1 protein-coding gene is annotated in these 1,421 nt (G+C 77.1%); it reads left to right on the plus strand.

Annotated elements, in window-relative coordinates:
• Positions 1-1,421, plus strand: a 1,421-nt coding sequence (locus tag AB0M20_RS43415) for a transglutaminase-like domain-containing protein (RefSeq protein WP_364307333.1), incomplete at both ends; no start/stop codon positions are given.

A 1,421-nucleotide genomic window follows, 5' to 3' on the forward strand; every position in this document is an offset into this window, starting at 1 on the left:
GCCTGGCCGTCGTGGTGCTGAGCCAGCTCTACGCCGCCCTGACGCCGGGCCCGGCGGTGCTCGCCGCGCTCGGTTACGCGGCGGCGGCCGGCGTCGCGCTGGCGAGTGCCGCGACGCTGCTCCGGCTCGCGGCGTCGGCCGCGGTGAGCGTGCTGGCCGCGGGCTTGACCCTGGTCCTGCTCCCGGCCACCCCGGCGCGGTATTCGCTGCAGAGCGGCCAGGTCGTCCCGCTGCCCGAGACGCCGCCGGAGAACCCGCTCGACCAGATCGCGGACCGGCTCGCGCACGGCGGCCTCGAGGTCTTCCGCGTGCGGAACGCGTCCGGTGTGGACCGCTGGCCGCTGGTGGTGCTGGACGGCTTCGACGGGGTGAACTGGTCGGCCTCCTGGGACTACCGCCGGCTCGGCACCGAGCTCGGGCCCGGCGGCGGGGTGCGGGTGCGGACCCAACGGCTCAGCGCCGAGCTGACCGTCGCCGGCTCCACCGCCGGGTCCATTTCGCCGTGGCTGCCGAGCCAGACGTGGCCGGCGGCGGTGGAGGGCGCCGCGCCCTACGTCGCCGAGCGGTACGGCAGCCTGCTGCTGCCCGGCTCCGCCGGCGCCGCGCGATACACGCTGAGCTGGTGGCAGCCGCAGATCGACGCGGCCGCGCTGAGCGGGGCGGCGATCGACGCCGACGTGCTCGGCGCGCTGGAGCCGATCGGTGCGATGCCCGAGGAGCTCGAGCCGGTCGTGCAGCAGGCGACGCGCGGGCTGCGGCCGTCGTTCCAGACGGCGCTGCTGCTCGAGGGCTACCTGAAGGCGAACTACAAGGCGGCGCAGGGCGAGGACCTGCCGACCGGGCACGGCTGGCCGCAGATCGCCGACTTCCTGCTGCGCGACAAGCACGGCACGAGCGAGCAGTTCGCGTCGGCCTACGTCGCGCTGGCCCGGTTCGCGGGCATCCCGGCCCGGCTGGCCGTCGGTTTCCGGATGTCCGCGCAGCCGGCGTCGGACGGGACCGTGGTGGTGCGCAACGAGGACGTGCTGGCCTGGCCCGAGGTGGCGGTGCGCGACGTCGGCTGGGTGCCGCTCGACCCGATCCGGGCCGCCACGGGCGCCGTCGCCGGGAGCGGGCTCGCGGCGCAGGCCCAGCGCGCACGCACCCAGCTGCCGCCGCCGGAGGACCTGATCGACCCACCCATGGCTCCGGAGTCACCGCAGGGACCGGCCGGGGACGAGGCGCCGGCGACATCGCCGTGGGTGGCGCTGCTCGCCGTGCCGCTGGTGCCGCTGGTCGGGTGGCCGCTCGGGGTGCCGCTGGCCTGGACCCTGCGGTCCTGGCGTCGCCGGCGCCGGGCCGGTGTGCTGGACGCGTGGGCCGAGGTGCGGGACCGGCTGCGGGCCCACGGGGTGGCCGTGACGCCCGGGATGACCGTGCGG

The organism is Actinoplanes sp. NPDC051633, from assembly GCF_040681735.1.
Taxonomy (GTDB): domain Bacteria; phylum Actinomycetota; class Actinomycetes; order Mycobacteriales; family Micromonosporaceae; genus Actinoplanes.